The sequence below is a fragment of the Pseudomonas alcaligenes genome (genome assembly GCF_014490745.1).
In the GTDB taxonomy this organism is placed as follows: Bacteria; Pseudomonadota; Gammaproteobacteria; order Pseudomonadales; family Pseudomonadaceae; genus Aquipseudomonas; species Aquipseudomonas alcaligenes_C.
This window is the reverse complement of sequence record NZ_LZEU01000001.1, coordinates 364,711-391,326: the sequence shown is the minus strand read 5'-3', so window position 1 is coordinate 391,326 and position 26,616 is coordinate 364,711. Positions and strand designations below refer to the sequence as shown.

Here is a 26,616-nt window from a genome sequence, read left to right as displayed (position 1 = left end):
TCAGGCCTCGTTCAGGTAGGTTTCGACCAGGCGCACCCAGAGGCTGGCGCCGAAGGGGATGGCCTGGTCGTTGAAGTCGTATCCGGGGTTATGCACCATGCAGCCGCTCGGCCCGCTGTTGCCGTTGCCGGTGACTATGTAGCAGCCCGGGCGCACCTCGAGCATCGAGGCGAAGTCCTCGCTGCCCAGGTAGCCGCTGGGTACGCTGGTCAGCACCGCCTGCTCACCCACCAGGCTACGCGCCACGTTCTGCAGCAGGGCGGTCTCGGCCGGAGTGTTGATCAGCACGCCAATGCGCTCGTCGTAGTCCAGATCCAGTTCGATGTCGTGGGTCTTGGCCACACCCTGGGCGATCTCGGTGATGCGTTTCTTCAGCAGGGCGCGGATCTGCGGGTTGGTCGCCCGCACGCTGAGCTTGAGGGTGGCCACGTCGGGAATCACGTTGGCCGCCTCGCCGGCCTGCAGCGAGCCGACGGTGACCACGCCGACTTCGCCGGCCGGCACATTGCGCGCCACGATCGATTGCAGCGCCAGCACCAGTTCGGCGGCCGCCACCACCGGATCCTTGGCCTTGTGCGGCATGGCGCCATGGCCGCCGACGCCGAGCAGCTTGATGGTCACCACGTCGGAGGAGGCGCTCATGGCCCCGGCCTGGGTGACGAACAGGCCCACCGGCAGCCCCGGCATATTGTGCAGGGCGTAGACGGCATCGCAGGGGAAGCGCTCGAACAGGCCGTCCTCGATCATCCGGCTGGCGCCCTTGAGGGTCTCCTCGGCGGGCTGGAAGATCAGGTTGAGGGTGCCGTCGAAGGCGCGGGTCTCGGCCAGGTAGCGCGCCGCGCAGAGCAGGATCGCGGTGTGGCCGTCGTGGCCGCAGGCGTGCATCTTGCCGGCATGCTGGCTGCAGTGGGCGACGCCGCTTTCCTCATGGATCGGCAGGGCGTCCATGTCGGCGCGAATGCCGATGCGCTTGCTGCCGCTGCCGTTGTGCAGCACGCCGACCACGCCGGTACCGCCGATGCCTTCATGCACCTGGTAGCCCCACTGGCGCAGGTAGCGGGCCACCAGGGTGCTGGTGTGCTGCTCCTCGAAGCCCAGTTCGGGATGCTGGTGAATCAGCCGGCGAATGTCGGTAAACTCGCCCTGCCACTCAAGAATCTGCGTAACCAACTGCATGCCACGTCCCGCCATTGTTCTTGGAATGCCGCGCAGCATGCCGCAGGTGCCTGGTGCTGAATAATCACCTCTGCACATGCCTATCAGGCTTGGTTATCAACCCGACAGCGACTTGCGGAGTATGCTGAGCAGCCCGTCAGCTACAGGAGTCCCCATGGCCCTGCATCACGCCGAAGTCCTCTGGCAGCGCGCCGACCAACCCTTCCTCGACAACCGCTACAGCCGCGGCCACCTGTGGCGCTTCGACGGCGGCGTCGAGGTGCCCGGCTCCTCCTCGCCCAGCGTGGTGCCACTGCCGATGTCGGTGGAAAGCGCGGTCGACCCGGAAGAAGCCTTCGTCGCCGCCCTGGCCAGCTGCCACATGCTGTGGTTCCTCGGCCTGGCCTGCGAGGCCGGCTTCTGTGTCGACCAGTACCGCGATGCCGCCGAAGGGCGGATGGGCAAGAATGCCGCCGGCAAGCTGGCCATCACCCGCGTGACCCTGCGCCCGGCCGTACGCTTCAGCGGTACGCCACCCAGCGCCGAGGTGCTGGCCGGGCTGCACCACGCCGCCCACGAGCAGTGCTTCATCGCCAACTCGGTGACCAGCGAAGTGCTCTGCGAGCCGCAGCTGGAAAGCTGAGACAGGGGCAGCGCCTCGTCAGCAGGGGGCGCGCCGCACCCTGCTGGCGGCAGCGCCTATTTGCAGGCCGATGCGCCATCCTGGGCGCGCGCGTGCGGGCTGGTGTGGGCGTAGATCAGCTCGTCGGCCAGGGCCTTGGCCTCGCGGGTCATCAGTTCCTGGTCGCGACAGACCAGGGAGATGTTCATTGGCGGCACCGCTTCCACCAGGTTCAGCGCGTCGAGTTCCTGGCCGAGCTTCTGCACATGGTCGAGCAGGCGCTGCGACCAGTAGCTGACCGCATCGGAATTGACCGCCAGCTCGGAAAACAGCACCACCGAGGCGCACTCGGTGACGTTGTGCGGGTAGTCGATGCCGTTGTCGACGAACATCATGCCGACCTTGGACTGCTCCAGAGAGTCCTGCAGCAGCCACTCCTCGTCGACCAGCTCGCGCAGCGAGCGCGCATCGCGCCGCGGATGACCCTTGCGCACCGCCAGCACCGCCGGCTGGGCGTACAGCTCGGTCCAGTGGAAGCCGTCGGCACTGCGCGACTCCGGCAGCGAGGTCAGCACCAGGTCGAGCTGGCCTTCGCGCAGACCCTCCATCAGCTTGGACGGACGCAGCTCGTGGATCTGCACCTGCACCTTGGGGTAACGCTTGCGGTAACGGTTGAGGCTGCTGATGAACTGCGCGCCCGGCGTCACCGGCGACACGCCGATCGCCACCTTGCCGTCCATCACCCCCTTGAGGGTGTCGATTTCCTCGCGGGCCCGGCGCACCTCTTCGAGGATCAGTCGGGCCCGGCGCACCAGGCGCTCGCCGAACTCGGTGGCGGTGATGCCGCGGTTGGAACGTACCAGCAACGGCACGCCCAGCTCGGCCTCGAGCTCCTTGATGCCCTTCGACAGGGCCGGTTGGGAAATGTGCAGCAGGCGCGAGGCCTCCTGGATGCTGCCACTTTCACAGATCGCGACTATGGCGCGCAGTTGATGCAACTTCATGGCTAAATCACTAGTGAATTCGGGGTAACACGCGGATTTTCAAAGCAAAATACGGGCCCCATGCGCCATCTGGCAACAAATCTTCACAGCATCTCGGCAATCAGTAACGCCATCAGCTCGGCGGCCGGCAGGGCGCGCGCCAGGGGTGCACCCTGCCCCGCCCAGTGGGCGGCGAAGTCGTGGCAGCCGCGGGCGCTGGCCAGGGCATGCAGGGCCTTGGCCGCATCATAAGCGATCGGATAGTCCGGCAGCGGCGTGGCGAAATCGCCGTACAGGCGGTTGACCAGGCCGCGCGCCGGCCGCCCGGAAATGTTCGCGGTGATCTGCGTGCACTGCGCCCGCTCGCTCTGCAGCGCCGCCCGGTAGGCAGCGTTGGCCGCCGACTCCGGACACAGCACGAAGGCCGTCCCCAGTTGCACGCCCGCCGCGCCCAGGGCCAGAGCGGCGCGGATGCCGGCGCCGTCCATGATGCCGCCGGCAGCGATCACCGGCAGCGCCGACTGGCAGCACAGCAGGCGCACCAGGGCCAGGGTGCCGATGCCGGCATCGCCCTGCTCCGGGGCGAATACGCCGCGATGGCCGCCGGCCTCGATGCCCTGGGCCACCAGTGCATCGACCCCGGCCGCCTCGGCGAGGCTCGCCTCATGGCCAGTGGTGACGCAGGCCAGCAGGCGGATGCCGGCGCCCTTGAGGGCGTCGATCCAGGCCTGCGGCGGCAGGCCGAAATGAAAGCTGACCACCGCCGGGCGCTGTTCCAGCAGCAACTCGAGCATGCCCGGGTCATCAAGGAAGCTGCGGTAGATCTCGCGCAGCTGCGCTGGCGGCTCGCCAGCGAACTCGTCGAACAGCGGGCGCAGGCGCTGCAGCCAGGCCGCCTCGCGGGCAGCGTCGGCCCGGGCCGGGCGGTGGCAGAACAGGTTGAGGTTGAACGGCCGCGCGGTCAGCGCACGGGTTTCGCCGATCAGCGCACGGGCCTGTTCCACCGTGCTGGCGCCCAGGCCCAGCGAACCCAGGCCGCCGGCATTGCTCACCGCGGCGGCCAGCGCCGGGGTCGAGACCCCGACCATCGGGGCCTGGATGATCGGGTGCTCGATAGCGAGCAGTTCGGTGATGCGCGACGCAGCCATGGGCCTGACTCCTGTGATGTTGCCGCCGGCGATACCCGGCTTGACCTTTAAATCTCAAAAAGAGATTCTTTTAAAAACATTATTCTCTTTAAGAGATTATTGAAAGCCCATGGATCTCTCGACGCTGACCATCTTTCGCACCGTGGCCCTGGAGCAGAGCGTCACCCGCGCCGCCCAGCGCCTGGAGCGCGTGCAGTCCAACGTGACCACGCGCATCCGCCAGCTGGAGGACGACCTCGGCGTGGCGCTGTTCTTCCGCGAAGGCAAGCGCATGCGCCTGACCGAGCAGGGCCAGGAGTTCCTCGCCTACGCCGAACGCCTGCTGGCCCTGGCCGACGAAGCGCGCCAGGCCATGCACCCGCAGCAGCCGGGCGGCACCCTGCGCCTGGGCAGCATGGAAAGCACCGCGGCGGCGCGCCTGCCCACGCCGCTGGCGCGCTTTCACCAGGCCTACCCGCAGGTCAGCCTGGAGGTCAGCAGCGGGCCCAGCCAGCCACTGCTCGACGCCGTGCTGGCGCGGCGCCTGGACTGCGCGCTGATCGCCGCGCCGACCAGTTGGGCGGGCCAGCGCTGGGTGGTCGAGGAGCTGGATCAGGGCCTGCTCAGCCAGGCAGTGTTCCGCGAGGAACTGCTGCTGCTCCTGCCGCCCGGCCATCCGCCGGTCAACGGCCCCGAGGACGTGCAGTTGCGTACCCTGGCCGGCTTCGCCCAGGGCTGCACCTACCGGCAGATCGCCCAGAGCTGGCTGAACAGTGCCGGCAGCCCGGTACGGGTGCAGGAAGTCGGCTCCTACCACACCATCCTCGCCTGCGTGGCGGCTGGCTCCTGCGTCGGCATAGTGCCGCGCTCGCTGCTCGATCTGCTGCGCGAACCGCCGGCCGTGCAATGCGTGCCGCTGCTCAGCGTCGACACCCTGCTGGTCTGGCGCGGCGACTACCGCAGCGCCGCCTTCGAGCAGTGGCGCGCCACGCTGCAAGCCCCATGAAACTGGCCGCGCCACTCGCTGCCGCGCTGCTGCTGGCCATCGGCATGGGCTTCGGCCGCTTCGCCTTTACCGGCCTCTACCCGCTGATGCTCGCCGACGGCCTGCTCAGCCTGCAGTCCGGCTCGCTGGCGGCCTCGGCCAACTATGCCGGCTACCTGCTCGGCGCCCTGCTGCTGGCGCGCAGCGGCGCCAGCGAGGCCTCGCGCCTGTGCCAGTGGGCGCTGGGCGGCACCCTGCTGTGCCTGGCGGCGCTGGCCTGGATCGAGCAGCCGGGGCTGATCCTGCTGATCCGCTTCACCGCCGGCCTGTTCAGCGCCATGGCCCTGGTCGGCGCCTCGTTGTGGCTGCTGCAGGCCGCCGGCCAGCCACGCCAGGCACCGCTGCTGTTTGCCGGGGTCGGCCTGGGCATCCTGCTGTCGGCCGAGCTGATCGCCAGCGGCCACGCCGCTGGCCTGCACAGTCAGGCGCTGTGGCTGGGCCTGGCGCTCGCCGCGCTGCTGCTCGGCGTGCCGGCCTGGTGGCAACTGCGCCGGCAACCCGTGCCGAGCAAGGCCGGGGCCGGCGCGGAGGCCGCCACCCCCGACAGTCTGGGGCCACGGCGCCTGGTGCTGATCTACGGCCTGGCCGGCTTCGGCTACATCATCACCGCCACCTACCTGCCACTGTTGCTGCAGGGCAGCCTCGGCACCATCGACCCGCTGCAGATCTGGGCCGCCTTCGGCCTCGGCGCGATTCCCTCGTGCTTCCTCTGGCATGCCGCGCGGCAACGCCTGGGCACGCCGCGCAGCCTGGCGCTGAACCTGCTGCTGCAGGCCGCCGGCGTGCTGTTGCCGGTATTCAGCCACGCGGCCTGGGCCAGCCTGGGCAGCGCCATTCTGGTCGGCGCCACCTTCATGGGCACGGTGACCATCGCCATGCCGGCGGCGCAGGCCTGGGCCCGCCAGGTGCGCTTCAACATGCCGGCAACCATGACCGCCGCCTATGGCCTGGGGCAGATCGCCGGGCCGCTGCTGGCCGCCGCGCTGTACACCCGCAGCCACAGTTTCAGCCCGGCGCTGCTGGTGGCGGCGGCCACCCTGGGCAGCGCTGCCCTGCTCTGTCGCAGCCGGCCTGCGACCTAGGTCTATTGGCGGCGCGGCGCAAAAGCGCCCACCATGCGGGCAACCTCCCCGCTAGAAGGGAACGCCCGATGCAGACCAAGCAAGGCCTGGCCGCCAGCAAGAGCGCGGTGCTGCAGAACATCCATGGCACCATGGAGCTGCTGCGCAAGTACCCGCCGTTCAACCAGATGGAAAGTGCCCACCTGGCCTACCTGGTGGAGCACTGCCTGCTGCGTTTCTACGCGGCCGGCGAAAGCATCATCCGCCCGGACGACGGCCCGGTGCAGCACTTCTATATCGTCAAGCAGGGCCGGGTGGTGGGCGAGCGCCCGCACTCGGCACGGCGCGGCAGCGAGAGTACCTTCGAGATCGCCGGCGGCGAATGCTTCCCCCTCGCCGCCCTGCTCGGCGAGCGCGCCACCCGCACCGAGCACCTGGCCGGCGAAGACACCTTCTGCCTGCTGCTACCCAAGGACGCCTTCGCCCGCCTGTTCGCCCAGTCCGCGCCGCTACGCGACTTCGCCCTGCGCGGGGTGTCCAGCCTGCTCGACCAGGTCAACCAGCAGGTGCAGTTGCGCGCGGCGGAAAGCCTCGGCGCGCAGTACTCGCTGGACACGCCACTGCGTGAGCTGGCCATGCAGCAGCCGGTCAGCTGCATGGCCGCCACGCCGACCCGCGAGGCGGTGCGGCGCATGCACGAACAGCATGTCGGCAGCATCGTCATCGTCGATGCCGACAACCGCCCGCAAGGCATCTTCACCCTGCGCGACCTGCGCCGGGTGGTGGCCGCCGGCAGCTCGCTGGAGCAGCCGATCAGCGCGCTGATGACCCAGCAGCCGTTCCACCTGGCTCCCGGCGCCAGCGCCTTCGACGCCGCCCTGGCAATGACCGAGCGGCATATCGCGCATGTCTGCCTGGTCGAGGACGGGCGCCTGCTCGGCGTGGTCAGCGAGCGCGACCTGTTCTCCCTGCAACGGGTCGACCTAGTGCACCTGGCCCGCACCATCCGCCATGCGCCGCGCATCGACACGCTGGCCGCGCTGCGCCACGACATCCACCTGCTGGTCGAGCGCATGCTGGCCCACGGCGCCAGCTCGACGCAGATCACCCAGCTGATCACCCTGCTCAACGACCATACCGTGAGCCGGGTGATCGAGCTGACGCTGGAGGAAATGGGCGACCCCGGCGTGCCGTTTACCTGGCTGTGCTTCGGCAGCGAAGGCCGCCGCGAGCAGACCCTGCACACCGACCAGGACAACGGCATCCTGTTCGAGGCCGCCGACGACCAGGCCGAGGCCATCCGCCAGCGCCTGCTGCCGCTGGCCCAGCGGATCAACCAGGAACTGGCGCGCTGCGGCTTCAGCCTGTGCAGCGGCAATATCATGGCCGGCAACCCGCAGCTGTGCCTGTCGCGCCATGAATGGACACGCCGCTTCAGCCGCCAGGTACGCGAGGCAACGGCGCAGAACCTGCTGGAATCGAGTATCTACTTCGACCTGCGCGTGGTCTGGGGCGACGAACTGGGCGCCCGCCTGCTGCGCCAGCACCTGCTCGCCGAGATCGCCGACCACAGCCTGTTCCAGCGCCACCTGGCGCTGAGCGCCCTGCAGTTCCGCCCGCCGCTGGGGCGCCTGCGCGACTTCGTGGTGGCGCGCAAGGGCGCCGACAAGGACACCCTCGACCTCAAGGCCGAGGGCCTCACCCCCTTCGTCGACGGCGCCCGCGTGCTAGCCCTGGCCCACGGCGTGAGCGAGTGCAATACCCAGCAGCGCTTCGCCGAACTGGTGCGCCGCGGGGTCATCGACGCGCTGGACGGCGCTGCCTTTGAAGAGGCCTACCACTTCATCCAGCAGACCCGCCTGCAGCTGCACCAGCAGCAGGCCAGCCAGAACCTGCCGTTCTCCAACCGCCTCGATCCGGACAGCCTCAACCACCTGGATCGGCGCATCCTGCGCGAGTCGTTCCGCCAGGCCCAGCGCCTGCAGGCCAGCCTGAGCCTGCGCTACCAGCTATGAAACTGTTTACCTGGCTGCAGCGCGGCGCCCCGCCACTGAACGAGCGCCAGCAGCAGCGCTGCGCCCGCCTGCAGGCACCGGCGGGCCTCGACGAGCGGCCGCTGCAGCAGCAGCGCATCGTCGTCCTCGACCTGGAAACCAGCGGCCTCGACCTGCAGCGCGATCAGTTGCTGGCCATCGGCGCGGTGGTGATCGAAGACGGCGCCATCGACTTCAGCCAGCAGTACGAAGCCACCCTGTGCCGCGCCGGCCACCAGGCCAGCGCCAGCACCCTGATCCACGGCCTCGCGCCCAGCGCCATCGCCGCCGGCAGCGAACCGGCCGAGGCGCTGCTGGGTTTCATGGAGTTCCTCGGCGACAGCCCGCTGCTGGCCTTCCACGCTGCCTTCGACCAGCACATGCTGGCCCGCGCCCTGAAGCAGAGCCTCGGCCTGCGCCTGCGCCATCCGTTCCTCGATGTCGCCGAACTGGCGCCGTTGCTGTGCGCCGAAGCGCCGCCGCGCTGCCACGACCTGGACGACTGGCTGCAGCACTTCCAGCTGCAGGTCAGCAACCGCCACCACGCCAGCGCCGACGCCCTGGCCACCGCCGAGCTGGCGCTGATCCTGCTCAGCCGCGCGAAGCGCCAGGGGCTCGACGGCCTGGCCGCCCTGCAACGCGCCGTGCAGGCCCGCCGCCAACGCCTGCAAGCCCCTTCGCTATGAGCGCGACAACGCTATAGTGGGCGTCCGTCCGTCCGTCTGCCCCGAGGCACTCCATGAGCACCATGACCCTGTTCCACTCGCCCTCCTCGCCCTTCGTGCGCAAGGTGATGGTGGTTCTCCACGAGACCGGCCAACTCGACCGTGTGGCCCTGCAGAATGCCCAGCTCACCCCGATCAACCCGGATGCCGGCGTGGTCGCCAGCAACCCGGCCGGCAAGCTCCCCGCCCTGCGCCTGGCCGACGGCTCAGTGCTGCACGACAGCCGGGTGATCTGCGAATACCTCGACCAGCAGCATGTTGGCGCCCCACTGCTGCCAGCGAGCGGCAGCGCGCGCTGGCGGCGCCTGACCCTGGCCTCGCTGGCCGACGCCATCCTCGATGCCGCCGTGCTCAGCCGCTACGAGAGCTTCCTGCGCCCCGCGGACAAGCGCTGGGACGCCTGGCTGGACGGCCAGAGCGAGAAGATCGAACGCAGCCTGAGCTACTTCGAGCACGAGGCCCTGGCGGAAATCCGCAGTCACTTCGATATCGCCGCCATCGGCCTGGCCTGCGCCCTCGGCTACCTCGACCTGCGCCAGCCGGAGCTGGGCTGGCGCCAGCGCTTCCCGGGGCTGGCCGGCTGGTTCGCCGAGGTCAGCCAGCGCCCGTCGCTGCAGGCCACCGCGCCGCTCTAAGCACCTGCGCACAGCCTCGCGAGCTAACGCCAGGCAAGGCACGCCGGCCTTGTCCTGGTGCTAGCCGAAGTAGCCGAAGACAATCAGCCCCTCCTCGGGGATCACCAGCAGCAGGCCCTCGTCCTTGCTGCTGTAGAACGCGCCCGGGCTGTTCTGCGCGCGATTGATGCGCTGGCTCAGCGCCTCGTCGGCCTCGGCGCAGTTCAGCCCCAGGGCCACCTGCGAGTCCTCATCGGGTACCGGCGTCGGCTGCCAGGGGGCATAGCTGTAGTAGGCCTCGTCGGGATAGCCGCGTGCCTGCCGCGCCTCTTCCAGGGCGGCCAGTCCTTGCCTGGCCAGGCGCCGCTGCAGGGCCGGCGCCATGCGCAACACCACCACCCCGCAGCCTTCGCGCAGACCGCTCTCGCCGCCGATCAGCACCACCCCGGCCGGCTCGATGCTGGCCGGCAAGCTGGCGATGGAGAACTGTCGCTCGACGAACTTGAACCCCAGGTACAGCACCAGCAGCAGCCAGCAGTGCAGCAGCACAGCGCGGTAGAGCAGACGGCCGAGCAGGCGCAGCAGCGCGATGACAGACAGGCTCATGGGCACCTCAGAACCACAGCAGGTAGGCCAGCCACAGCGCCAGCACCAGCGCCATGCCCAGCTGCAGGCCGCCGCGCAGGCAGGCGCCGCGATCCGCATCGGCCACCCGCCAGGACGGCCCCTGCAGGGCCAGGCTGACCAGCGCCAGCGGGGTGAAGAAGGCATTGAATGGCCAGGATGGCAGCAGCAGGCCGAGCAGCACGGCCAGCAGGTAGGCCAGGGTGCTGCCGCTCATCACCCCCACGCTGAAATCCCAGGCATGCAGACGGACTAGCGACATGGCGGCACCTCCTTGTGCAACGGTTTGTTCAGGGTCACGGGCGGCAGGAACAGGCGGGCTATGCGCCGCGCCAGCAGATGCCCCAGGCGCGCGTCTTCACGCAAACCGACATGCCCGCTCATCGCCAGTACCACAGGCGGAAGAAGCCGCCACCCAGCACCAGGGCGACCTGGCCGAGGGCCGTGCACAGCTGCAGGAACGACTGCACGTCGGCATTGGCGGCGGCATCCGGGACGCCGGTCAGGTCGTTCCAGAAGGACGCCGGCAGCAGGGTCAGGGCCAGGCCGGCCAGCGGCTTGCCGGTCAGGTTGAGGCCGTGGATCAGGTCGAACAGGCCGAAGAACATCAGGCCGACCAGCACCGCGCCGGCCACCACCAGGCCGAGGGCAAAGCAGGCGGAAAACTGCATCAGTAAACGAATCATCGCGATCTCCCGGGCGAGCGCGGCAACCGCCGCGCCCGCCTGCATGTGGACGAGGGTCAGGCGGCAGGGCCGGCGGCCGGTTTGCCGATGCCGTACCAGTCGAGTTTGCGGGTCAGCACCATGACGCTGGCGAGCAGGCCGAACACCAGCAGCGAACCCATCAGCAGGGCGTAATCCTCGGCGCTGAGCAGGGCGTAGAGCATCGCGTAGAGGGCGGCCAGGGCGGCGGTGAAACCGGCACCGCGCAACCAGCTGTGCAGCACGTGACTGACGTAGAAGCCGATCAGCAGCACGCAGGCCGAGGCCGCCAAGGCATAAGCGCGCTCGAAGCTCATGTGCTCGGCCAGCGACAGCAGCAGCAGGTAGAACAGCGCCAGCGACAGGCCGACCAGGCCGTACTGCACCGGGTGCACGGCCAGGCGCTTGAGCACTTCGAAGAGGAAGAAGCCGGCGAAGGTCAGGCCGATGAACAGCAGGGCGTATTTGATCGCGCGGTCGCTCTTCAGGTACTGGTCGACCGGGTCGACGAAGCTGACGCCGAAGTGGCGCTCGTTGAAGGCCATGCATTCGCCCTCACCGACACAATCGCTCAGGGCCTCTTCCAGGTTGGTGGCGAAGAAGCTAGTCTGCCAGCGTGCGGTAAAGCCGTTCTGGTCGATCTCGCGCTCGCTCGGCAGGTACTCACCGACGAAGCTCGGGTGCGGCCAGTTGGCCTTGAGGTCGACCAGGCTCTCGCGGCCCACCGGGGTGATGTCGAGCTGGCTGGTGCCCTGCAGCTTGAGGTCGAAGGCGAAGTCCAGGCTCTGCCCGGCGACCACGTTCAGCGCCGGCAGCGGGGCATGTACGCCGGCGCCCAGGCGCGATTCGGCACTGCCAGGGAGGAAGCCGACCTTGGTGCTGCCCAGCTCCAGCTGCAGGTCGTTCTTGATCCCGCGGATATCGCTGATGCCCACGGCGAGGAAGGCCGTGTCGAAGCGGTAGTCGGCGAAGTCCTCGTCGATGCCCAGCTGCGCCGGGATGTCGAAGCGCCCGCTGATGCGGTTGCTGCTGTGGTACAGGCGCGCCTGGTAGATGCCGCGGGCGCGCAGCTCGGTGCTGACCTCGCCGTTGAACACGAAGCGCTCGGGCAGGAAGTACAGGCGCCCATGCTCCTCGCTTTCCTCCAGGTAGCGCTGGCCGGTCTTGTTGTGGGTCTTCCACTCGCGCACGGTCTTGCGGTACGGCACCACCAGCACCGGGCCGGTGATCTGCTGGTTGTAGCTGGAGCTGCGGGCGATGTCCTGCACCACGCCATCGCGCAGATCCTGGCGCTCGCTGATCATGCCGTCGATCAGCAGGATGGGGATCATCAACAAGAGAATCAGCGCGCCGATGGCGCCGAGCTTGAGTAGTAGGTTGCGGTTCATCACGGAACTCCCTGCGGTGGATGTGCAGAAAGTCTGTGGCGTGCCCATGGCGCCGGCATGCGGCGAATATGGAGACTCTGTGGAGCTTGTGTGGAGCCGCAGAAATGACGAAGGCGCCCGCTAAGGGGCGCCTTCAGGTGGGGCAGTAAGGCATGGAACTGCTCTCAGAGGTGAAGCGGTTTACCTGGGGTACGTATCTGCCGTGTCACGCTCTCAAGCTACGTCGGCACCGACATGTTCGTAACCGCTTTCGGCGATGCCACCGACATGTTGCGAACCACCCTCAGCAACACGGACGCCCTGACCAACGCGTTCGTAACCGCTCTCGGCGATGCCACCGACATGTTGCGAACCACCCTCGGCAACACGGACGCCCTGGCCAACGCGTTCGTAACCGTTCTCGGCGATGCCGCCTACATGCTGCGAGCCACCCTCGGCGACACGGACGCCCTGGCCGACACGCTCGTAACCGCTCTCGGCGATGCCGCCTACATGCTGCGAGCCGCCTTCGGCAACACGTACGCCCTGGCCGACACGCTCGTAACCGCTCTCGGCGATGCCACCTACATGTTGCGAACCGCCTTCTGCAACACGGACGCCCTGACCAACATGCTCGTAACCGCTCTCGGCGATGCCGCCTACATGCTGCGAGCCGCCTTCGGCAACACGGACGCCCTGGCCAACGTGCTCGTAACCGCTTTCGGCGATGCCGCCTACATGTTGCGCGCCGCCTTCGGCGACACGGACGCCCTGGCCAACGTGCTCGTAACCGCTCTCGGCGATGCCGCCTACATGTTGCGAACCGCCTTCGGCAAATGCAGCGCCCGACAGGCTGGCGAGGATGATGCTAACGGCGAGGATGTGCTTTTTCATGATCAGTGCTCCGGGTGTTGGGGGAAGAATTTGTCTGCGAGCTCATCTTCTCCCGGAGCAATTCGATTAAAAAACTGAGCCGCGGCATAGAAAGAATCAACCAAATCGATACTTGGAAAAAACCTTGTCGATCAGGCGGATAGCGCCAACCTACGGGAACATGGGACGTCCGAAGGGGTGTGCAGGGCAATCCAGGCGGGGCTGGCAGCGGGCCAAAACCGGGCCGGCCGGCCCGTAGAAGGGGGGCGGCGGCGCGTCGAGCCCGCGCCGCCAGCGGCATCAGGCGCCGCGGATATACTGCTGCAGGTGTTCGATCAGGCTTTCCTGCTCGGAAGTGATGTCGCGCACCAGGTCGCGGATCGACAGCAGGCCGATCAGCTGGCCGTTCTCCACCACCGGCAGGTGGCGCAGGTTCTTCTCGGTCATCAGCTGCATGCAGTACTGGTTGCTGTCGCGCGGGCCAACCACGAACAGGTTGGAGGTCATGATCTCTTCGATATTGGTGGCATAGGCGGAACGCTCCAGGGCAGCCACCCGGCGCACGTAGTCGCGCTCGGTAACGATGCCCACCAGCTGGCCGTTCTCCATTACGGTCAGCGCACCGATGCCCTTGTCCGCCATCAGGATCGCCGCCTCGAGCACCGTGGTGGTCGGGCTGACGCTGAAAATGCTGGTGTGATGCTTGGATCTGAGGATGTCGGCGACTGTTTTCATCCACTGCCTCCCAGGAGTTGTTGTTCTGCGGGCTGCCTGCCCTCGCCAAGAATAGCCAAGCCCGGCGCATCCGCCCGCTAGGCAAGCGCCGTCGACAATCGCAAACACGCCAGCACGCCACCTGCGGCGTTGCCCACCTGCAGGCTGCCGCCATGCAGGCCGGCCACCTCCTGGACGAAGTTGAGGCCCAGGCCGGTGCTCTTGCGCCCGCTACCGGGACGCGGCAGGGAATAGAAGCGCTCGGTCAGGCGCGCCAGGGCGTAGTCGGGAATCGCCTCGCCCTGGTTGAACAGGCGCAGCTCCAGCAGGTTCTCGCCGCTCTCGGCGCTGAAGCTCAGCCGTCCGCCAGGCGGGGTGAAGTCGAGGGCGTTGTCCAGCAGGTTGGCCAGCGCCTGGCGCAGCAGGAAGCGCTCGCCCTGCACCCGCAGCGCCGCATCGATGCGGTTGTCCACCTGCAGGGCGCCGGCCTGGATGCGCGCGGCCTGGGCCTGCAGCAGCTCCTCGACCAATTCGCGCGGGCTCAGCGCCACCCGCTCCTCCAGGCCCTGGCGCTGTTCGACCAGGGCCAGGTTGAGCAGGCGCTCGATCAGTTGCTGCAGGCGCGCGCCCTCGCTGGCGATATTGGCCACGAAACGCTGGCGCTGCTCGACCGGCATCTCGCCCTCGAGCAGTTCGGCGGCGCCGCGGATGGCCGCCAGCGGGCTCTTCAGCTCATGGGTCAGGGTGTGCACGTACTGCTCGACATAGTTCTTGCCCTCCAGCTCGGTGCGCATCTTCTGCACCGCCTCGGCCAGCTGGGTCAGCTCGCCGCCGCGCAGGGCCGGCAGTTCGGCGCGCTGGCCCTGGCTGACCGCCTGGGCATAGCGGGTCAGCTTGCGCAGCGAGCCGCTGAGCCACCAGGACAGCACCCCGCCGATCAGCAGGCCGAGGCCGATCAGGCCGGCGCCGAGCCAGGTCAGGCGGGTCTGCGAACGATCGATATAAGGCTGCAGGCTGCGGTTGGGCTTGGCCACCGAGACCACGCCGATGATCTGCTCGCCATCCTTGATCGGCGCCGCCACGTACATCACTGAGCTGTCCTCGTCCTGCGGGTCTTCGCGGGTCGAGCGCGCGCCGTACTCGCCGCGCAGGGTGCGGTAGACATCGTTCCAGCGCGAGTAGTCCTGGCCCAGGGCCACGCCGCTGGAGTCGAGCAGGACGATGCCCTTGGCGTCGGTGACATAGATGCGGTGGTTGACCGCGCTCTTCTCCACCCCCCAGATCTGCGCCTGCGGCTGGCGCTTGCCATAGGCCTTGAGCAGCTCGGGCAGGCGGCTCTGGGCCAGCTGGCCGCTCTTCACCTCGTCGCGGAGGATCTCCGCCAGCAGGTTGGCGGTGTCGACCAGGGTTTCCTCGGTGCTCTGCCGCACCCCGGGGCGGATCTCGTCCATCACCGTGCTCAGCACGAACCAGCCGGCCAGGCCGACGAACAGGAAGTAGACCAGAAAGATCCGTACACCTAGCGGCATCGCGACACTCCCGGACGGCGGCGAAGGAGAAACGACGGGGGCTGCAGCAACATGCATGACTTCCTTGTGCACAGGCGACCAAAGGCTGGCCGACGGGTCAAGAAGCGGTCGCGGCCCGCGCGCTTCTGGTGGCAGAATAAGGCCGCGGTGATGGCCAGCCGCCCCTGCCGGGGCCAGCCGACCTGATGACGGCCAGCATACCGCACAACTGAATCGGATCTGCCCAACGCGCCACAGCGTCCGCGCCTGCTGGCGGGGAAACTCGACATGGATGCCGTCACCCAAGCCGCGCCGTTCCAGCTCAACCTGCTCGGCAACTTCAGCGCCCTCTGGCACACCCAGCCGCTCGCCGGCTTCAACTACGACAAGATGCGCGCCCTGCTCGCCTACCTGAGCCTGGAGCACGCCCGCGAACACAGCCGCGAAACCCTTGCCGCCCTGCTCTGGGAGTCCAGCCCGAGCAGCGCCTGGCGCGGCAACCTGCGGCGCACCCTGGCCGATCTGCGGCGGGTGCTGGAAGGCCCCACCGGCCTCAGCCTGTTCGACGCCAGCAAGCACAGCCTGCGCTTCCTGCCCCACGGCCACATCGACGCCCTGCGCCTGCGCCAGCCGCCGCAGCGCTGCCAGCAGCAGCCGGCCTGCCAGCAATGCCCGAGCTGCATCGCAGAGCTGGAGGAAGCCGTGGCGCTGTACCGCGGCGACTTCCTCGCCGGCCTCGACCTGCCCGACTGTCCGGACTTCGAGGACTGGCTGCTGCTGCAGCGCGAGTCGCTGCGCTGCCACGCCCTGGCCCTGCTGGAGCACCTGAGCAATCACTACGAACAGCAGGGTGCGCTGCAGCAGGCCCTGCCCCACGCCCGCCGCCTGGTGGAACTCGACCCCTGGCAGGAAAGCGGCCAGCAACGCCTGATGCGCCTGCTGGCGCGCAACGGCCAGAGCGCCGCCGCCCTGTCGCAGTACGAGAGCTTCCGCAACCAGCTGTGGAAGGAACTCGGCGTGCACCCGAGCCAGGAATGCCAGGCTCTGCAGCAGAGCATTCGCCAGGGCCAGCTGCGCGCCGAAGTGCCGCTGGCCGAAGCCTGCGCAGTAGCCGTGCCGCCACCGCCAGCCGAGCTGCGCCAGGTCACCGTGCTCTACTGCGAACTCTCCGTGCCCGCCTGCAGCGACCCCGAGGAAGCCCTGGCCCGCCTGGCCGCCCCCCAGGCGCAGTGCCTGCAGGTGATCCGCGCCCACGGCGGCCACGCCCTGGCCAGTCATGGCGGCGGCCTGCTGGCCTACTTCGGCTACCCGCTGGCGCGGGAAAATGCCGCCCGCAACGCCGTGCAGGCCGCCCTCGCCCTGGCCGAGATCTGCGCCCCGGCCCAGGTGCGCTGCGGCCTGCACACCGGGCTGATCGTCACCGCGCCGGGCCAGCGGCTTCCCGATGCCAGCGGCTTCACCTCCGACATCGCCGTGCAGGTGCGCCAGCACGCCGACTACCAGCAGGTGGTGCTGAGCGGAGTCACCCACAAGCTGGTCGAGGGCTACTACCGCTGCCTGCCACTGGCGCAGCGCCTGGCCGGGCCGGGGGCCAGCGCCGGCCCGCTGTTCCGCGCCGAGGCGGCCAGCGGTGCACGCCATCGCCTGGCCGTGCAGCCGCAGCTGACGCCCCTGGCCGGCCGCGACGGCGAACTGCAGCAACTGCTGCAGCGCTGGCAGCAGGTCGGCGCGAGCCGGGTCAGCGATGCCGTGTTGCTGCAGGCCGACCCCGGGGTCGGCAAATCACGCCTGATCCACGAGTTGCGCAAGCGCCTCAGCGCCACCCTGCCGGGCCAGCAGGTGGAGCTGCGCTGCCTGGAAAGCCACAGCAGCGAACCCTTCTTCCCGCTGGCCGAGCTGATCGGCTACCTCTGCGGCTTCGCCCCGGAGAGCAGCCCGGAGCAGCGCTACGAGCGGCTGCGCGAAGTGCTGCAGGGCATCTTCGCGCTGCCCGCCGAGGGCCTCGACCTGATTGCCGACCTGCTCGGCCTGCCGCTGCCGGACGGCTCGCCGGTGACCGGGCTGAGCAGCGAGGTGTGGCGCGCGCGCATGCTGGAGACCCTGCTCGGCTTGATCCGGGTGCGGCGCAAGCAGCCCCTGCTGCTGGTGCTGGAAGACGCCCACTGGGCCGACTCCTCGACCCTGCTGCTGCTCGAGCGACTGCTGCGCGAGCCCGGCCAGCGCCCGCTGTTGCTGCTGCTCAGCGCCCGCCCGGAGTTCGCCACGCAGCGCTGGGAAGAACTCGGCGTGCACCTGCTGCGCCTGCCGCACCTGGCCCCGGAGCGGGCCCGCGAGCTGATCGCCGGCCTGCCGCAGCAGCTCGCTGAACCCCAGCTGCGCCAGGTGCTGGCGCTGGCCGACGGGGTGCCGCTGTTCATCGAGGAGCTGGTGCAGTGGGTGGCCGACAGCGGCGAGCAGAGCAGCATCCCGCTGACCCTCAACGACCTGCTGATGGCACGCATCGACCGCCTCGGCGACGCCCGCGCCACGATCCAGCTGGCCGCCTGCCTGGGCCGCGAGTTCCACCGCGAGCTGATCGAGGCGCTGTACCCCGGCAGCCCGGCGCTGCTGCGCAGCCACCTCGACGCCCTGCTGCGCGCCGGTCTGATCGAGCCGGGCAGCCAGGCCAGCCTCTGCCAGTTCAAGCATGCGCTGATCCAGCAGGCCGCCTACCTGGCCCAGCCGCGCAGCCAGCGCCGGGAAACCCATGGGCGCATCGCCGATGCCCTGCAGAGCCGCTTCCCGGCGCGCAGCCAGCAGGCACCGGCGCAGCTGGCCCATCACCTGAGCGAAGCCGGTCGCGCCGAGCAGGCCCTGCCGCTGTGGCGCCAGGCCGGCGAGACCGCCCGGCGCTTCTCCGCCAACCGCGAGGCGGCCGCCTACCTGCAACGGGCGCTGGATTGCCTGGCCGAGCTGCCGGCCTCGGCGCAACGCGACGGCGAGGAACTCGGCCTGCAGCTGGCCCTGGGCAGCGCCCTCAACTCCTCGGCCGGCTACGGCGCCCCCAGTACCCACGCCGCCTTCGCCCGCGCCCTGGCCCTGGGCCAACAGCTGCAACAGCCGGAGGCCTCGTTCCGCGCCCTGGTCGGCGTCTGGGGCTGCTGCGACTCCTTCGACAAGGCCACCCTGCTCGGCCAGCAGGTGCTGGCCGCCGCCCAGCACAGCGGGCAGTTGCCGCTGCAGCTGCTCGGCCACATGTGCCACCTCGGCGGTGCCTTCTGGAGCCGGCCGCTGGCCGAGTCGCGGGCGATTGCCGAGACCATAGTCGCGCTGTGCGACGCGCCGACCCGCCAGGCCTGCCTGCTCGGCTTCGGCGAAGACCCGCTGGTGCACAGCCGCGCCTACCTGTGCCTCGGCCTGTGGGTCGAGGGCCATCCCGCGCGCGCCCGCCAGCTGTGCGCCGAGCTGCTCGCCGACGTGCGCAGCCAGGGCACGGCCAACGCCATCTGCCACGCCCTGGTGTTCGCCAGCATGTTGCACTGCCTGCTGGACGACGCCCCGAGCGTGGCGCAGATGGCCGCGGAAACCCTGCGCCACAGCCACGGCAAGGGCCTGCAACTGTGGGAAGACATCGCCACCGTGATGGTCGGCTGGTCGCGGGTGGCGCTGGGCGACGCCGAGGGCCTGCGCGACCTGCAGTTGGGCATCGATGGCAACCGCAGCAGCATGCCGGTGATCGAGGTGACCCTGAGCACCCTGCAGCTCGATGCCCTGGCCCGCCTCGGCCGCCGCCAGGAGCTGCTGCAGCGGGCGCCGCAGGTGGTGCGCATGGCCCAGCAGCGCAGCGACCGCTACCTGTTGGCGGAAGTGCTGCGCCTGCAGGCCGCGGCGCTGCTCGACGAGGGTCAGGGGGAAGCGGCTGGCGCCCTGCTCGACGAAGCCCAGCGCCTGGCCGAGAGCCTCGGTGCCGGCTCGCTGCGCCTGCGCCTGGCCAGCCTGCGCCAGCGCTGGCAACCATCGGCGCAGCAGCGCCAGCACCTGCAAAGCGTGCTGGCCGAGTTCACGGCCGAGGACGAGGGCGCCGACCAGCGCGCCGCCCGCGCCCTGCTCGGCTAGGCGCTCTGCGGGTTGTAGCTGTAGCCCAGGCCGCGGTGGGTCTGGATCGGCTCGGCGTCGGCCGCCACCTGGCGCAGCTTGGCGCGCAGGCTCTTGATGTGGCTGTCGATATTGCGCTCATAGCCGGCATCGGCAGCCACGCCCAGGGCATCCAGCAGCTGCTCGCGGGAAAACACCCGCTGCGGCTGCGCCAGCAGGGCCTGCAACAGGCGAAACTCGTGGCGGGTCAGCACCAGCAACTGCTCGCGGTAGTGGATCTGCACCCGCTCGCCGTCCACCCGGAACGGCGTGGCCGCCTCCACGGCCGCCGGCTCGGCCTGGCGCGGCGCCATGCGTTTGAGGATGGCACGCACCCGTGCCGCCACCTCGCGCGGACTGAACGGCTTGACCACGTAATCGTCGGCACCGATCTCCAGGCCCACCACCCGGTCGATCTCGGCATCACGCGCGGTGAGGAAGATCACCGGCACTTCGGAGAAACGGCGCAGGCGCCTGCAGGCTTCGAAGCCGCTGATGTCCGGCAGGCCGACGTCGAGAATCAGCAGATCCGCCGGGCTGCGCTGCTGCAGTTCCAGGGCCGGCTCGGCCAGGCTCAGCCAGGTGGTGGTGAAACCCTCGCCCTGCAGGGCGTAGACCAGGGTATCGGCGATCGCGGCTTCGTCTTCGACTATCAGGATGTGCGGCATGGCGTCCGTGCGTACTGGGTGGCTTGGCCGCACGGTGCCGGATGCGCCGGCGCCCGTCAATCGCCGTACCGCCGGCAAAAAAATGGGCGACCGCAGTCGCCCAGACACGCACCGGCCAAGCGGCCAATGGGGGTGGGCAACGTCCCTGTCGGCCCATGACTCGGTTGCGCCCGCTCAGCCCGCCGGGCCATGCGGGCGGCTGCCGGCGATAAAGGCACGCTCGCCGTCCAGCTGGCCGACCAGCACGCGACCATCGGCGCTGATGCCGCTGACCTGCACCACCGGCACCGCGGCGGCGGCCAGGGCCTGTTCGTAGAGCCAGGCCTCGACCGTGCGCATGCCGCCGCCGGCCGTCCAGACGAAACCGCGCTCCTGTTCGTCGTCGCGCCCGTCGCTGGCCACGCCGACCACCAGGGTACCGTCGCCGCTCACCGCACAGGCCCGCGAGAACTGCCCGCCACGCAAGGTGCCGAGGCTGCGCATGCCGCTTTCGGCGCGCCAGACAAAGGCACGCAGGGCGCCACCGGCGGCACCGTCGCCAGCCACCCCGACTATGCTGCGGCCGTCGGCGCTGATCGCCGTGGCCATGGCGTAATGCCCACCGTTGAGGGTGCCCAGGCTCTGCAGGCCGTCTTCCTCGCTCCAGCGCACGGCGCGCCGGGCATGGGCGCAGGTGCCATCGTCGGCATAGCCGACCACTATCCGGCCATCGGCGCTGACGGCACAGGCATGGCTGCTCAGGCCCTCGCGCAGGGTGCCGAGGCTGCGCAGGCCACCGCCCGGCGTCCAGCGAAAGGCCCGGCAGGCCTGCCCGGCGGCGCCATCGGCGGCATCGCCGACCACCACCTGGCCATCGCCGCTGCAGGCGAAGGCCTGGGAATAACGTCCGTAATTGAGGGTGCCGAGGCTCTGCAGGCCGCTCTGGCGCGTCCAGCGAAAGGCTCGGTCCGCCCCCGCCAGCGCGCCGTCCTCGGCGGTACCGACTATCACCTGGCCGTCACCGCTGATGCCCTCGGCCGTCGAGTAGCGCCCGCCATTCAGGCTGCCGAGGCTGCTCAGGCCGCGCTCGGCGCTCCACACGAATGCGCGCAGGTGCAGCACGTCGTCGGCATCGGCGCTCATGCCCACGGCCCAGCGGCCATCGCCGCTCAGCGCGGTGACCTGGGTGTAGCAGCGGCCATGGCTGCTGCCGATCTGTTCCAGGCCGATCAGCTCGGGCGCGGCCATTGCCTGGCTGCGCCCCCACCAGCCCTGTTCCTGTATTTCTGCCATCCGGCTCATCGACCTGCTTCCTTGGCGAATTCCAACTCCCACCTGGGGCCTGCCCGGCACTCCGGCGCCGGGCAGGCGCAGGCCCCCATCAGTCCTGCTTGGGCGCGTGCGGCGAGGTCGGCCAGTGGCGCTTGCCGCTGGTCTCCTGCTCGGCCACCTGCAGGGTCGCCTGCTCGACCGGCGCGGCAGTGCCCTCGCGCGGCGCAGTCACACTGCCCTGGGCGCTGCCAGGCTGCTCGCTGGCCAGGGCCGGCAGCGCCAGCACGGCGCTGAACAACAGGGTCAGGGTGTTGCTAGTTAGGGTGTTCATGCTGCGATTCCTCGATTCCTGAAGATGGTGCGCCACCGAATTCCCTGCTGGCGGCTGGTCATGCCCATTGCGCAAGGCGGTGCGCGCCGGGCATGGGGCGGACTCTAGGGAGGCAGCGTTCACGGTTCGTTCGCCAGCGTTACCGCTCGTCGGCGGCCGTGGCGCGGGACAGGAAATGCAGGAGGGAGGCAGCGTGCATGCGCCGCCCGGGACGGCGGCGCATGCCAGGCCGGTCAGGCCGGCTCAGTCGAACAGCGAGGCCTTGCCGGCCGGGATGCCCGACCAGAGTTCTTCGACGTTCTTGAAGCCCCAGTCTTCGGCGGACTCGCGCCCGACTATCTTGTCGCGCCCGGCCAGCTTGGCCAGGTCGATGATTTCCTGGGGGATCGGCAGCTTGGCCCGGGCCGAGAAGAACACCTTGACCCGCGGCGTCAGCAGCGACTTCTCGTGCTGCTCCATGACCACCCCGAGGCGGCCGCTTTCCAGGCGCACTAGGGCGCCGACCGGGTAGATGCCCACCGACTTGACGAAGGCCTGGAACACCTTGTCGTCGAAATGACCCTTCCATTCGGCCATCTTGCGGATCGACTCGGCCGGATCCCAGCCCTTCTTGTACGGGCGATCCGAGGTGATCGCGTCATACACGTCGCACACCGCACCCATCCGCGCGAACAGGCTGATCTGCTCGCCGGCCAGGCGGTGCGGATAGCCGGTGCCATCGAACTTCTCGTGGTGGTGCAGGCACACGTCGAGCACCAGGGCGCTGACGTAGCGGCTGTCGCGCAGCATGCGGCTGCCCGCCTCGGGGTGGCTGCGCATGGTGCCGAACTCGGCGTCGGTGAGCTTGCCCGGCTTGTTCAGGATGGTGTCGGGAATCGCCATCTTGCCGATGTCGTGGAGCAGCCCGGCCATGCCCGCCTCGCGCACCTGTTCGGCCCCCAGGCCGAGCTGGCGGGCCAGGGCGATCATCAGCGCGCACACCGCCACCGAGTGCATGTAGGTGTATTCGTCGCTGGTCTTCAGGCGCGCCAGGCTGATCAGCGCATTGGGGTGACGCAGCACCGAGTCGGAAATTTCCTCGACCAGCTCGGCGGCATGCTCCAGCTCCACCGCATGGCCCATGCGCACGTCGCTGAACATTTCCACCACCGCCGCCTTGGAACGGGCGCAGAGCTTGAGGGCGCGCTGCATCTCCTGGTCGAGCCCGCTGCGCTCCAGCGGCAGCTTGGCCGCCTCCACCGCCAGCAGGCGCGCCTCGGTTTCCGCCTCGACTTCCTCGACCGTCTGGCTGCTCTGCCCGGGCGCCAAGTCGAGGCCCTTGCCGACGTCGATCCACACCTCGCTGACCTCGCTGGCGTGGATGCGCAGCAGGTCGCGCTCGCTGTCGAGCAGGAAACGTCCTTTCCAGAACGGGTGATCCATCCATGAGCCGCAGAATTCGTGAATGTACATACCGAGGCACAGCTCGGAGACGGCAATACGCTTCAGCACGATGAAGGCCAACCGGCAAAGAAAACAGATAATAGTGAGTGAAGCATGATATGCGATGGATCGACCTGAGGGCACATTGATATCAGTCAACTCGACGATAGTTAGCGAGGCGGAACGCAACCGGCAGACCGGCGGTTATCATGGCCGCTCATCCATGGCCGAACGGAACCCGCCCATGCGCCGCCTGCTAACCGCCACCAGCATTCTCCTGCTGCTCCTGCTCAACACCCTGACCCTGATCGGCCCGCTGCTGCTGATCGCCCTGCTCAAGCTGGTACTGCCGGGCAAGCGCCTGCGCAACCTGTGTTCGCGCGGGGTGATGTGGGTGGCGGAAAGCTGGGCGGAAATCGACAAGGCCATCTTCGCCCTGCTCACCCCCACCCAGTGGGACATCCGCGGCGGCGAGGGCCTGCGCAACGACCGCTCCTACCTGGTGGTGAGCAACCATCAGTCGTGGGTCGACATTCCGGCGCTGGTGCAGGCGTTCAACCGCAAGACGCCCTACTTCAAGTTCTTCCTCAAGCAGCAGCTGATCTGGGTGCCGTTCCTCGGCCTGGCCTTCTGGGCCCTCGACTACCCCTTCATGAAGCGCTACTCCAAAGCCTACCTGGCCAAGCACCCACAGATGGCCGGCAAGGATCTGCAGATCACCAAGCGCGCCTGCGAACGCTTCAAGGAGCTGCCGGTAACCCTGGTCAACTACCTCGAAGGCACTCGCTGCACCCCGGCCAAGCAGGCCCAGCAGAGCTCACCCTACCAGTACCTGCTCAAGCCCAAGGCCGGCGGCGTGGCCTTCGCCCTGGCCGCCCTCGGCGAACAGTTCGATGCCCTGCTGGATGTCACCGTGGTCTACCCGGGCAACCGCCCGCCGGGCTTCTGGGCGCTGCTCAGCGGGCAACTGCCGAAAGTCATCATCGACATCCAGACCCGCGAGCTGGATACGCAGCTATGGGCCGGCGACTACGAGAACGACGGGCAATTCCGCCAGCTGGTGCAAGGCTGGGTCAGCGCCCTGTGGGAAGCCAAGGACACGCGGATCGCCGAGCTGAAGCAGCAGTTCTAGACCAGGCTACTGCGGCAGGTCGCGGCGGATCATCCAGTGCCCTTCCGGCGGCATCAGCCGGCTGATGTCGAAACCCGGCAGGCTGCGGCGGTCGAGCATCTCGATCAACGGGCTGACCTTGTTCACCTGCAGCCGGTGCTCCAGGGCGCGCACGGCCAGGTCGATGGCGATGCGCGCCTGCAGCACCGGGGAATCGGTGGGCGCGGCCAGGATGAAGCCATCGCGGATCTGCTCGAGGATGCGCTCGGTGGTGTAGGTCGCCAGGATCTGGGCGCGATAATGGTTGCCCGAGGTCTGCACCAACTGCGCGGCAAAGCCGGCCGCCTCGGCATTACCCAGCAGGTAGTCGACATCGCCGTGCTCGGCGAGCAGGCGGCGCACCAGCTGGGCCTGGCTGGCGCGATCCACCGGGGCATAGCCGCCGTGGTAAAGCGTCACCGGCTGATCCTTCAGGGCCTGCTGCAGGCCGCTTTCCAGATCCGCCACCCAACCTGCCCCCTGCGGCCCCGGCAACCAGCCGATGCTGAACGAGCCGGCCTCGCGACTGCGATTGATATAGGCCAGCGCGGCGCGGCTCATCTCGGCGAAGTCCACTTGCGAGCGGGCGCTGATCCCCGGGCAATCCAGGCGGTTGACCAGGTCGATGACCGGCTTGCGCTCGGCGCGCAGCGCGGCGATCTGCGGGCACAGGTCGTGGATGTTGATCGAGGCGATCACATAGGCATCGGCGTCCTGATCGCGGCAGCTCTGCAACTGGGCGATCTGCGTCTGCGGGTTCTCGTAGCCGCCGGCCTCGTAGATGCCCAGGCGCACGCCCTGGCGCGCGGCCTCGCCATCCAGGCCCCAGGCCACGCCCCACCAGTAGCGATCCTTGCCGTGCGGCAGCAAGGCACAGATGCGCCAGGGCTGCGCCGCATGCGCCAGCGGCTGGTACTGCAGCAGCTGACCGTCAGCCTGCACCTGTACCGGAAACCACTCCGCCAGGGCGCTCAGGCTGGTCAGCCAGAGGCACAGCAACAGGGCCTTGCACACACGCATCGAGGGCAGCCTTAGCCGGGGGGCAATGGAGTGGAGTGTCCTGCAGCTTAGGCGCTGACGGTCGTTTTTCCCACGGGGGGCCGTAGCGCGCCTGATACACTGCGCGCCATTCCCCCTTGCAGGTTTGCCCCGTGACCACCGCCTTCTCCACCCTGCCGCTGTCCGCCGCCATGCTGGCCAACCTCGACGCCCTCGGTTATGCCGAGATGACGCCGATCCAGGCACAGAGCCTGCCGCTGATCCTGCGCGGCCGCGACCTGATCGCCCAGGCCAAGACCGGCAGCGGCAAGACCGCGGCCTTCGGCATCGGCCTGCTCAGCCCGCTCAACCCGCGCTTCTTCGGCTGCCAGGCGCTGGTGCTGTGCCCGACCCGCGAGCTGGCCGACCAGGTAGCCAAGGAGCTGCGCCGCCTGGCCCGCGCCGCCGACAACATCAAGATCCTCACCCTCTGTGGCGGCGTGCCCTTCGGCCCGCAGATCGGCTCGCTGGAGCATGGCGCCCACGTCATAGTCGGCACCCCGGGACGCATCCAGGAACACCTGCGCAAGGGCACCCTGAAGCTCGACGGGCTCAACACCCTGGTGCTCGACGAAGCCGACCGCATGCTCGACATGGGCTTCTTCGACAGCATTGCCGAGGTCATCGAGCAGACCCCGAGCAAGCGCCAGACCCTGCTGTTCTCCGCCACCTACCCGGCCGGCATCGAGCAGCTCGCCGCGCGCTTCCTGCGCAGCCCGGAGCGGGTCGAGGTGGAGGCCCTGCACGACGACGCGCAGATCGAGCAGCGTTTCTACGAGATCGACCCGCGCCAGCGCCTGGAGGCGGTGGTACGCCTGCTGCGGCACTTCCGCAAGCAGCCGGTGGTGGCCTTCTGCGCCACCCGTCAGCAGTGCGACGAACTGGCCGCCCACCTGGAAGCGGAGAAGATTTCCGCCGCCGCCCTGCATGGCGACCTGGAACAGCGTGATCGCGACCAGGTGCTGACCCTGTTCGCCAACCGCAGCCTCAGCGTGCTGGTAGCCACCGACGTGGCCGCCCGCGGCCTGGACATCGCCGGCCTGGAAGCGGTGATCAACGTCGAGCTGAGCCGTGACGCCCAGGTGCACGTGCACCGCATCGGCCGCAGCGGCCGCGCCGGCGAGAAGGGCCTGGCCCTGAGCCTGGTGGCGCCGGCCGAAGCCAGCCGCGCCCAGGCCATCGAGGAGCTGCAGGGCGCGCCGCTGACCTGGCAGCTGCTCGGTGAACTGAAGGACAAGGGCGAGGCGCTGCTGCCACCGATGCACTGCCTGTGCATCGGTGCCGGGCGCAAGGACAAGCTGCGCCCCGGCGACATCCTCGGTGCCCTCACCGGCGAGGCCGGCATCGCCGGTGACAAGGTCGGCAAGATCGCCATCTTCGATTACCAGGCCTATGTCGCGGTGGATCGCAACCTCGCCCGCCAGGCCCTGCAGCGCCTCAACTCAGCCAAGATCAAGGGCCGCTCGCTCAAGGTGCGCATGCTCTGAG

The 26,616-nt window shown here is 69.0% G+C and carries 24 protein-coding genes; 9 read left to right on the top strand and 15 right to left on the bottom strand.

Annotated features, from left to right (window positions below):
• Positions 1–1,176 carry a M20 aminoacylase family protein gene (locus tag A9179_RS01780; protein ID WP_187804149.1) on the bottom strand — a complete coding sequence of 392 codons (1,176 nt, stop codon included), beginning with the start codon at positions 1,174–1,176 and terminating at the stop codon, positions 1–3.
• A gap of 154 nt (positions 1,177–1,330) precedes the next feature.
• Here A9179_RS01780 and A9179_RS01775 point away from each other — a divergent pair, with 154 nt between their 5' ends.
• The gene (locus A9179_RS01775; protein WP_187804148.1) at positions 1,331–1,798 is read left to right on the top strand and encodes an OsmC family protein; all 468 of its coding nucleotides are present in this window, start codon (positions 1,331–1,333) and stop codon (positions 1,796–1,798) included.
• Positions 1,799–1,854: 56 nt separating this feature from the next.
• Here A9179_RS01775 and A9179_RS01770 read toward each other — a convergent pair whose 3' ends face one another.
• Together A9179_RS01770 and A9179_RS01765 are read right to left on the bottom strand one after the other, a co-directional pair.
• Complete coding sequence (locus A9179_RS01770) at positions 1,855–2,781, bottom strand: LysR family transcriptional regulator (protein WP_187804147.1); 927 nt, start codon at positions 2,779–2,781, stop codon at positions 1,855–1,857.
• An 83-nt stretch (positions 2,782–2,864) separates the two neighbouring features.
• On the bottom strand, positions 2,865–3,908 hold the full coding sequence (locus A9179_RS01765) for an NAD(P)H-dependent flavin oxidoreductase (protein ID WP_187804146.1): 1,044 nt from the start codon (positions 3,906–3,908) through the stop codon (positions 2,865–2,867).
• Positions 3,909–4,017: 109 nt separating this feature from the next.
• Between A9179_RS01765 and A9179_RS01760 the strand changes: the two genes are divergently transcribed.
• From A9179_RS01760 to A9179_RS01740, 5 genes are all read left to right on the top strand, one after another.
• Positions 4,018–4,893: a LysR substrate-binding domain-containing protein gene (locus A9179_RS01760; protein WP_187804145.1), complete on the top strand. Its 876-nt coding sequence runs from the start codon at positions 4,018–4,020 to the stop codon at positions 4,891–4,893.
• Positions 4,890–6,014, top strand: a complete 1,125-nt coding sequence (locus tag A9179_RS01755) for a YbfB/YjiJ family MFS transporter (RefSeq protein ID WP_187804144.1) — start codon at positions 4,890–4,892, stop codon at positions 6,012–6,014. Before A9179_RS01760 ends, A9179_RS01755 begins: the two co-directional genes overlap by 4 nt.
• Positions 6,015–6,082: 68 nt before the next feature.
• Positions 6,083–8,008: a DUF294 nucleotidyltransferase-like domain-containing protein gene (locus tag A9179_RS01750; protein ID WP_187804143.1), complete on the top strand. Its 1,926-nt coding sequence runs from the start codon at positions 6,083–6,085 to the stop codon at positions 8,006–8,008.
• Complete coding sequence (locus A9179_RS01745; protein WP_187804142.1) at positions 8,005–8,712, top strand: 3'-5' exonuclease; 708 nt, start codon at positions 8,005–8,007, stop codon at positions 8,710–8,712. The genes A9179_RS01750 and A9179_RS01745 overlap by 4 nt, the downstream gene beginning before the upstream one ends.
• 53 nt (positions 8,713–8,765) lie before the next feature.
• Positions 8,766–9,386 carry a glutathione S-transferase gene (locus tag A9179_RS01740; RefSeq protein ID WP_187804141.1) on the top strand — a complete coding sequence of 207 codons (621 nt, stop codon included), beginning with the start codon at positions 8,766–8,768 and terminating at the stop codon, positions 9,384–9,386.
• A gap of 60 nt (positions 9,387–9,446) precedes the next feature.
• Here the strand turns inward: A9179_RS01740 and A9179_RS01735 are convergent, their stop codons facing one another.
• The 7 genes from A9179_RS01735 to creC all read right to left on the bottom strand — a co-directional run bounded on the left by A9179_RS01735 (position 9,447) and on the right by creC (position 15,176).
• Complete coding sequence (locus tag A9179_RS01735; RefSeq protein ID WP_187804140.1) at positions 9,447–9,971, bottom strand: hypothetical protein; 525 nt, start codon at positions 9,969–9,971, stop codon at positions 9,447–9,449.
• A gap of 7 nt (positions 9,972–9,978) precedes the next feature.
• Positions 9,979–10,251: a hypothetical protein gene (locus A9179_RS01730; RefSeq protein ID WP_187804139.1), complete on the bottom strand. Its 273-nt coding sequence runs from the start codon at positions 10,249–10,251 to the stop codon at positions 9,979–9,981.
• Positions 10,252–10,369: 118 nt separating this feature from the next.
• Positions 10,370–10,675, bottom strand: coding sequence for a hypothetical protein (locus A9179_RS01725; RefSeq protein ID WP_223123156.1), 306 nt, complete (start codon positions 10,673–10,675; stop codon positions 10,370–10,372).
• Positions 10,676–10,731: 56 nt separating this feature from the next.
• A complete protein-coding gene (gene creD, locus A9179_RS01720) occupies positions 10,732–12,081 on the bottom strand; it encodes a cell envelope integrity protein CreD (RefSeq protein WP_187804138.1) in 1,350 nt (449 codons plus the stop codon).
• Between the two features lie 213 nt (positions 12,082–12,294).
• Entirely contained in the window at positions 12,295–12,954 is a 660-nt protein-coding gene (locus A9179_RS01715) for a hypothetical protein (RefSeq protein WP_187804137.1), read from the bottom strand.
• A 279-nt stretch (positions 12,955–13,233) separates the two neighbouring features.
• Positions 13,234–13,668 carry a CBS domain-containing protein gene (locus tag A9179_RS01710; protein ID WP_187804136.1) on the bottom strand — a complete coding sequence of 145 codons (435 nt, stop codon included), beginning with the start codon at positions 13,666–13,668 and terminating at the stop codon, positions 13,234–13,236.
• Between the two features lie 77 nt (positions 13,669–13,745).
• Positions 13,746–15,176, bottom strand: coding sequence for a two-component system sensor histidine kinase CreC (gene creC, locus A9179_RS01705; protein WP_187804135.1), 1,431 nt, complete (start codon positions 15,174–15,176; stop codon positions 13,746–13,748).
• A gap of 267 nt (positions 15,177–15,443) precedes the next feature.
• On the opposite strand from creC, the gene A9179_RS01700 reads away from it, so the two are divergent.
• The gene (locus tag A9179_RS01700) at positions 15,444–19,250 is read left to right on the top strand and encodes a BTAD domain-containing putative transcriptional regulator (protein ID WP_187804134.1); all 3,807 of its coding nucleotides are present in this window, start codon (positions 15,444–15,446) and stop codon (positions 19,248–19,250) included.
• Here the strand turns inward: A9179_RS01700 and creB are convergent.
• From creB to A9179_RS01680, 4 genes are all read right to left on the bottom strand, one after another.
• Positions 19,247–19,936, bottom strand: coding sequence for a two-component system response regulator CreB (creB, locus tag A9179_RS01695; RefSeq protein ID WP_187804133.1), 690 nt, complete (start codon positions 19,934–19,936; stop codon positions 19,247–19,249). The genes A9179_RS01700 and creB overlap by 4 nt on opposite strands.
• Before the next feature lie 174 nt (positions 19,937–20,110).
• Positions 20,111–21,217, bottom strand: a complete 1,107-nt coding sequence (locus A9179_RS01690) for an HAF repeat-containing protein (RefSeq protein WP_187804132.1) — start codon at positions 21,215–21,217, stop codon at positions 20,111–20,113.
• Between the two features lie 79 nt (positions 21,218–21,296).
• On the bottom strand, positions 21,297–21,518 hold the full coding sequence (locus A9179_RS01685; protein ID WP_187804131.1) for a hypothetical protein: 222 nt from the start codon (positions 21,516–21,518) through the stop codon (positions 21,297–21,299).
• A gap of 243 nt (positions 21,519–21,761) precedes the next feature.
• Positions 21,762–23,009, bottom strand: coding sequence for an HD-GYP domain-containing protein (locus tag A9179_RS01680; RefSeq protein WP_187804130.1), 1,248 nt, complete (start codon positions 23,007–23,009; stop codon positions 21,762–21,764).
• A gap of 175 nt (positions 23,010–23,184) precedes the next feature.
• On the opposite strand from A9179_RS01680, the gene A9179_RS01675 reads away from it, so the two are divergent.
• Complete coding sequence (locus A9179_RS01675; RefSeq protein ID WP_187804129.1) at positions 23,185–24,072, top strand: acyltransferase; 888 nt, start codon at positions 23,185–23,187, stop codon at positions 24,070–24,072.
• A gap of 6 nt (positions 24,073–24,078) precedes the next feature.
• Here the strand turns inward: A9179_RS01675 and torT are convergent, their stop codons facing one another.
• On the bottom strand, positions 24,079–25,110 hold the full coding sequence (gene torT, locus A9179_RS01670; protein WP_187804128.1) for a TMAO reductase system periplasmic protein TorT: 1,032 nt from the start codon (positions 25,108–25,110) through the stop codon (positions 24,079–24,081).
• Between the two features lie 131 nt (positions 25,111–25,241).
• On the opposite strand from torT, the gene dbpA reads away from it, so the two are divergent.
• Entirely contained in the window at positions 25,242–26,615 is a 1,374-nt protein-coding gene (gene dbpA, locus A9179_RS01665) for an ATP-dependent RNA helicase DbpA (protein ID WP_316851808.1), read from the top strand.
• The last annotated feature ends 1 nt before the right edge of the window (position 26,616 follow it).

Excerpts from the sequence above, each read along its gene's own strand:
- A9179_RS01780 (WP_187804149.1), bottom strand. The coding sequence starts at position 1,176 with ATGCAGTTGGTTACGCAGATTCTTGAGTGGCAGGGCGAGTTTACCGAC.
- A9179_RS01775 (WP_187804148.1), top strand. The coding sequence starts at position 1,331 with ATGGCCCTGCATCACGCCGAAGTCCTCTGGCAGCGCGCCGACCAACCC.
- A9179_RS01770 (WP_187804147.1), bottom strand. The coding sequence starts at position 2,781 with ATGAAGTTGCATCAACTGCGCGCCATAGTCGCGATCTGTGAAAGTGGC.
- A9179_RS01765 (WP_187804146.1), bottom strand. The coding sequence starts at position 3,908 with ATGGCTGCGTCGCGCATCACCGAACTGCTCGCTATCGAGCACCCGATC.
- A9179_RS01760 (WP_187804145.1), top strand. The coding sequence starts at position 4,018 with ATGGATCTCTCGACGCTGACCATCTTTCGCACCGTGGCCCTGGAGCAG.
- A9179_RS01755 (WP_187804144.1), top strand. The coding sequence starts at position 4,890 with ATGAAACTGGCCGCGCCACTCGCTGCCGCGCTGCTGCTGGCCATCGGC.
- A9179_RS01750 (WP_187804143.1), top strand. The coding sequence starts at position 6,083 with ATGCAGACCAAGCAAGGCCTGGCCGCCAGCAAGAGCGCGGTGCTGCAG.
- A9179_RS01745 (WP_187804142.1), top strand. The coding sequence starts at position 8,005 with ATGAAACTGTTTACCTGGCTGCAGCGCGGCGCCCCGCCACTGAACGAG.
- A9179_RS01740 (WP_187804141.1), top strand. The coding sequence starts at position 8,766 with ATGAGCACCATGACCCTGTTCCACTCGCCCTCCTCGCCCTTCGTGCGC.
- A9179_RS01735 (WP_187804140.1), bottom strand. The coding sequence starts at position 9,971 with ATGAGCCTGTCTGTCATCGCGCTGCTGCGCCTGCTCGGCCGTCTGCTC.
- A9179_RS01730 (WP_187804139.1), bottom strand. The coding sequence starts at position 10,251 with ATGTCGCTAGTCCGTCTGCATGCCTGGGATTTCAGCGTGGGGGTGATG.
- A9179_RS01725 (WP_223123156.1), bottom strand. The coding sequence starts at position 10,675 with ATGATTCGTTTACTGATGCAGTTTTCCGCCTGCTTTGCCCTCGGCCTG.
- creD (WP_187804138.1), bottom strand. The coding sequence starts at position 12,081 with ATGAACCGCAACCTACTACTCAAGCTCGGCGCCATCGGCGCGCTGATT.
- A9179_RS01715 (WP_187804137.1), bottom strand. The coding sequence starts at position 12,954 with ATGAAAAAGCACATCCTCGCCGTTAGCATCATCCTCGCCAGCCTGTCG.
- A9179_RS01710 (WP_187804136.1), bottom strand. The coding sequence starts at position 13,668 with ATGAAAACAGTCGCCGACATCCTCAGATCCAAGCATCACACCAGCATT.
- creC (WP_187804135.1), bottom strand. The coding sequence starts at position 15,176 with ATGCCGCTAGGTGTACGGATCTTTCTGGTCTACTTCCTGTTCGTCGGC.
- A9179_RS01700 (WP_187804134.1), top strand. The coding sequence starts at position 15,444 with ATGGATGCCGTCACCCAAGCCGCGCCGTTCCAGCTCAACCTGCTCGGC.
- creB (WP_187804133.1), bottom strand. The coding sequence starts at position 19,936 with ATGCCGCACATCCTGATAGTCGAAGACGAAGCCGCGATCGCCGATACC.
- A9179_RS01690 (WP_187804132.1), bottom strand. The coding sequence starts at position 21,217 with ATGAGCCGGATGGCAGAAATACAGGAACAGGGCTGGTGGGGGCGCAGC.
- A9179_RS01685 (WP_187804131.1), bottom strand. The coding sequence starts at position 21,518 with ATGAACACCCTAACTAGCAACACCCTGACCCTGTTGTTCAGCGCCGTG.
- A9179_RS01675 (WP_187804129.1), top strand. The coding sequence starts at position 23,185 with ATGCGCCGCCTGCTAACCGCCACCAGCATTCTCCTGCTGCTCCTGCTC.
- torT (WP_187804128.1), bottom strand. The coding sequence starts at position 25,110 with ATGCGTGTGTGCAAGGCCCTGTTGCTGTGCCTCTGGCTGACCAGCCTG.